Source organism: Defluviitoga sp. (genome assembly GCF_035349255.1).
Classification (GTDB): Bacteria; Thermotogota; Thermotogae; order Petrotogales; family Petrotogaceae; genus Defluviitoga.
In genome coordinates this window covers 1-5804 of record NZ_DAOPSE010000054.1, presented here as the reverse complement: position 1 = coordinate 5804, position 5804 = coordinate 1, and the positions used below count along the sequence as shown (strand labels likewise).

The 5804-nt window shown below is 31.0% G+C and carries 4 protein-coding genes; all 4 read right to left on the bottom strand.

Annotated elements, in window-relative coordinates:
- Positions 1–287: 287 nt before the first annotated feature.
- On the bottom strand, positions 288–2636 hold the full coding sequence (locus PKN74_RS07700; RefSeq protein ID WP_472310182.1) for a DEAD/DEAH box helicase: 2349 nt from the start codon (positions 2634–2636) through the stop codon (positions 288–290).
- Entirely contained in the window at positions 2636–3745 is a 1110-nt protein-coding gene (locus PKN74_RS07695; protein WP_472310180.1) for a ribonuclease H-like domain-containing protein, read from the bottom strand. Before PKN74_RS07695 ends, PKN74_RS07700 begins: the two co-directional genes overlap by 1 nt.
- Positions 3746–3879: 134 nt before the next feature.
- A complete protein-coding gene (locus PKN74_RS07690; RefSeq protein ID WP_472310178.1) occupies positions 3880–4386 on the bottom strand; it encodes a hypothetical protein in 507 nt (168 codons plus the stop codon).
- 768 nt (positions 4387–5154) lie between these two features.
- Complete coding sequence (locus PKN74_RS07685; RefSeq protein ID WP_472310176.1) at positions 5155–5712, bottom strand: nitroreductase family protein; 558 nt, start codon at positions 5710–5712, stop codon at positions 5155–5157.
- Between the last annotated feature and the right edge of the window lie 92 nt (positions 5713–5804).

Genomic DNA, 5804 nt, shown 5'->3' with positions numbered 1-5804 from the left:
ATTGGTTATTCGTTAATAATCATAGCACACGGTTTAAACCGTGTGCTATGATTATGATTTTGTTGCAAATATACAATTTTGTTTTTTAAAATGTAAGGATTTTTGATTAAAAATTTTATATTTATTTACCGTGAGAAGCGGGTTTTAGAATTGCTGGTAACGGTTTACAAATAAAAGAAGTTTTTGCAAAGCTAAAATAATTTTGGAGAGTGTCATAAGGTACGAACCTTTTATTCTTTGTTAGGCGATGATGTGCGAAAGCGAGCATTAAAATCGTATTTTTCGAGTTATTTATCTTTAACCTCCATTTTGTGGAGTAATTCTTCTAATACAAGTATTGTTGCTTTCTTGTCCAAAGGATTATTTTCATTTTTCCACTTAGACGAATATATGCATCCAGGACAGCCATTTTCACATTTACAGCCCCTCACAAGTTCGTAAGTCATTTTGACTATTTCAACAATCAACTCAAAAGCTTTTTCAGCCAACCCAATTCCACCCTCAAAACGATCATAAATGAAGATTGTGGGGGCCATTGTATCTGGATTATTTGGCACAGATACGCCTCCTATATCCCATCGGTCGCACATAACATGCAATGGCATTATACCAATCATTGCATGTTCAATACCCTGAATGCCTCCTGCAAAGATCTCCCTCTTTAAGTCCTCTTCCGATCTCTCTTTCAATTTTTCTTTAATATCTTTGTCTTTTTTCCTCTCTTCCCATATTTTTTCTTTTATGTCCTCTGGCACGATATACCATAATCCCATTGTTTTAAAATTTAATGGTGGTAAATCAAGTGGTTCCATTCCTATTACTTTGTCATATTTTATTATTTGATATCCTACATACTGCTCGTTTACTTCAACCTCACCAAATGAAACAGAAAAACTACCGATTTCTTTCTTTTCAATTTTTTTAATAATGGTAATATCTACAGCCTTTATAGCTTCTGTGTAGTAATCTACATCTTTCTTTATGACCTGAGCAATTGAATTTTTCAAGTCTAAATCTTCCACAATATATGTTTCTCCTTTATGAAGTAAAATAGCCCCCTTATGCGCTTCTCTGTAAGCTTGTGCTCTATTCTTTGTCTCAAGCAATGTCCCATTACAAATGATTTTAAATGTGTTTGAAGAAATATTATCTAAATTAACAGCCTCCGTAGCTCTCACAATCCCCGAATAAACCCAACCGTTTGGTGTATTCTTAACAAAATTTTGTCTTTCTAATTCTTTTAAAATATCTTCGACTCTATCCCCAAAATATATCATATCTTCCGGCAATTTAATCGGTATCTCTGAAGCAGCACACATCAAGTGCCCAGAAGATATATAAAGATTTGATAAATCAATTATTGCGTGCTCATGAGATTTATCAAATAAAACCTTCGGATGCTTCATAAAATATTGATCTAACGGATTTTGGAAAGCAACTAAAGTCACAACAGCATCATTAATTCCTCTTCCAGCTCTTCCTGCCTGTTGCCATGTTGATATAATCGTTCCTGGGTAACCTGAAATTACTACGCTGTCTAATGTTCCTATATCTATGCCCAGCTCTAAAGCATTTGTTGAGGTCACACCTCTCAATACTCCATTTTTCAAATTATTTTCTATTTCTCTTCTTTCATCTGGTAGATAGCCTGCTCTATACGCAGTAATTTTGTCTATAAGGTAGGGTTCAGATTCTTTAATTTCATTCTTCGACCATAATGCAATTAATTCTGCCATTTGCCTTGAAACCGTGAAACATAATGTCTGGAGATTCTTTCTTACAAAAAATAAGAATAAATCTTTGGTTTCTTGATGAGTGGATAAAGTGCCTTCGCCATCAAAATAGGGATTGTAGAAAATGAAGTATTTCTTGCCTTTAGGTGAACCATCATTAGCAATTAAATCAAAGTTAAGTCCAGTCAATTTTTTGCTAAATTCAATTGGATTAGCAAGTGTAGCAGTCGATAAAATAAATTGGGGGTTAGAACCATAGAAGTTACATATCCTCAGTAGCCTTCTAATCAAAAATGCTACATTTGAACCAAAAACACCTCTATACTGATGCGCCTCATCTATCACAACAAACTTCAAATTACTGAGGAACTTTTGCCATTTATAATGCAAAGGTAAGACCTGATGAAGTTCATAGGGATTGCTTATTATTATTCTCGATGTCTCTCTAATTTTTGGCCTTTTATTGAGTGGTGTGTCTCCATCATATACATTTGGATTTACGCCTATTTCACTCAGACTTTCAAACTCTTTTATTACTTTAAATTGATCATTGGAAAGCGCCTTTGTAGGGTAAATATAAAGAGCAGTAGCGCTTTTATCATGGTATAACTTCTCAAATACAGGAATGTTGAATGCAAGCGTTTTTCCAGATGCTGTGGGTGTTGTTATAATAATATTTTTCCCCTCTCTTAAGCTATCAATAGCATCGCATTGATGTTTATAAAGTTTAATGTTCTTTTTTAAGAGGTAATTCTTTAAGTTTTGCAATAAGTCTTTTTTCAATTCTCCATAAATAGGTTCTTTAGGGTGCAGAAGCTCAATGTGTTCTATTCTATCATTAAATCTAAATTTGCCTTCGTCGTCTCTTACTCGTTTTAATTCACTTATCACTTTTTCTATCATTATTCCCATTCTTTGTGAAGTTTTGAGAAAATATTTGCAAGCGTAATTAAATCTTGTTTATTATGCTCAATAATTGGAATTAACGGTCCTATGTTTTGGGTTTTCATATATGTATCATAAAATTCTGGAACTAAATCACCTGGGATATCATCTTTTCTTTCTATCCCAAATAAATACTTCTCTAATGTAGTTAACTTACAGTTAGGTACTTCTTCTTTCCATTTACGTTTTGAAAAGTAGTATATATCAAAATGCGGTTTCTCAAGATCTGCTTTCATACCATAATATGCTAATCTCTCTTTTATATAAGGTACATCAAATGTCTGTCCATTAAATGTTATCAAGACACTATTCTTATTAATATGGGACAAAAAGCCCATTAGAGCAGCTGGTTCTTCTTTTACGTCGCGTAAAAGATACTGATTTATTGACATGTGGTCACCAAAAATTCTAGCAACGCCAAACAGTATAATAAGTCTCGTAAAAAGTCCCATTGTTTCTATATCCAAAAAGATAAAGTCCTCTTTGTTATGGAGACCCGAAGGATAAAAGGCTATCGGATGAGACTTTTTAAACCAACGTCCGATCCAATCTACAATTTGGGAAGTATCACCACCATCAATGATTTCCATAAATGCTTTTGCATTAGAACCAAAACGAGGATGTTTCGTAAGATCTTCAATTGTTATATATCCCTCCTTTTTCAAATTACGTTCAGTTACATCTCCTATTCCATAAATCAATTTTAGATTTGATAGAATTTTCTTCCTTGCGGAATCTGGGTTAATTGTGTTCAGACTTATTTTTTCTTGATTTTCTATGTGATAGCATATACCCTTTTCTGTTTTGAATTCTTTGCCTTCGATTATATCTTCTAATTTTTTTCCTTTATACTTTTTCAGTAGTCTCTGTTTTAATCTTTCTGTTTCTTGGTTCTCTTGGTAGTCAAAGTCCCTAGGGATCGATGTTATAAATTCTCCACAGGCTTTTACATCACCCTCAATAATCTCGTATTCTTTAGCTTTATCTAAGCTTTCTCTCAATCTTTTAACTATTCTATCAAATTTTGTTTTTTGTTTTTCTTCATCATTTATCATAGCGCATACCATTTTATCTCATTTTTATGGAATATTCACCGAAATCCTATTGTTTATAACGGTTCCAGCATTAAAAAAGTTCGGCCCCAGCGTAATTTGAGTGAGCAAAGCAAACCTTTTATTCTGTGTTAGGCGATGTTTTTCTGTCATTTTCCCCAAATAATTTTCTCAAATATATCAGGAGGAAATAATCCTACTACGGACTTTTGGGCTAAAAGTTTTGAGGTAGATGTATGTCCATTTTGCAAATACGATTTCAAAATATCTTCAGGCTTTTCGCTTTCTGACTTATTAATAATGTCTTCTTTAATCGCTTTCTTAAGAAAATCTATCCTCTTTTCACCAATATTTGTAAATTTTTTAGACACCGATTTTCTCATATTTTTAAAGTTTGGGATTTTTACATCTTTATCTTCTTCAAAGAAAAACCACACATCAATATCTTTAATACCAGTTTTTCCATCCACAAAATGTTGTGCTGCTCCTTGACATAGACATATAGCAATAAGTTTATTTTCATATACTTTGTATTTCCCCTTAGGGTTACCAACTTCATTAAATAATCTCTTTAGTTCTTCCTTTGCATATTGTTCTATTTCTTTTAGATCTTCTTTTGTCAATTTTTCACAAGTTCTTACTTCTTTACCTTGCATCTGTCCCTCTCCCTCAATTAAATTTCCTTTACGATTTAATTCTGGCATAATGTCTAAATTTTAAAGTTAATAATTAATGATATATAATTCTAGTAGTGTCTAATTGTCTTAAGCTCAACGTCTTATTTAGGCAATAAAGATACAACTTTATTATATACCAACTTTTTTTGCAAATATAAAAAATATTTTTATATACAAACTTTTTTTACAAAGATATAATTTATTGAATTAATCGCTTAATTAATAAATAAATTATTACTGGTTCATTAACAGTAATAGCTATATTTCATATGAGTATAATTTTTTTTAATAAATTTTTACTTTATTTACTTTTATTTGTTTTGTTTGCAAAGAAAAGTAACAAAAGAAAGGTCTCCGTTCTGGAAATGATTTGGTAAAACGTTTTTTTAATATAAAACTACTATTTAGTCATCCTTTAAAAAATCAGAACATAAGATTTACCATATTGACAAATAAGAAACTCAATCCTAAAATCCTTTAATCCCACAAATCATGGTTCAGACAAGCAACATAGAAAGAAATATGAGTATTTACTATATACTCTCTACTATATTCTATATACTTTTATATTTTTATATACTCACTAATATTATCATTAACCTAAATAATTTAAAACGTTTTTGTTATTCGTTAATAATCATAGCACACGGTTTAAACCGTGTGCTATGATTATGATTTTGTTGCATATATACAATTTTGTTTTTTAAAATGTAAGGATTTTGTTTAATAATTTATCAAGATCAAGCTCTAATATCGATTATAATTATATATTTTTTCGAAAGGTTTTCTTCTTTTCTCTGGGATTTCATCATTTTTAGGATAACCTAAGGTGATAATCAGAACAGGCCTACTAGAAGCAGGAATATTAAGCAATGAACGTACTTTTTTTTCATTAAACCAACCAACAATACAAGTACCTAACCCCAATTCTGTAGCTTGTAAGCAGAAATGAGCCGTAGCTATACCAATGTCTATCAAATTATATGGTTTATTTTTTAAGGCAGAGCCTATCGCTGATGAGATATTTGGTCTCTCCATTATTACTACTACATGAATGGGAGCTTGTTTAGTAAAATGATTCATTGGTAAAATATTTTTAGATGTGGCATCTGCTATTTGATTTTTGAGATTCTGATCATTGACAATAATAAATTTCCAAGGTTGAGCATTACATGCGGATGGTGCCAAATGTACAGCTTGTAAACATTTTATTATTTTTTCATCTTCTACAGGTTTATCACTGTATGATCTCACACTATATCTACGTTTTACAAGCTCAATGAAGGAATTTTGCTCATTCTGCATAATAAATATTATATTTTACCCATTTGCAAATTTAAATTTTTTTTTAAAGATATTTATTATCAAAATAATTAATAATTTTGAAAATAAATAAT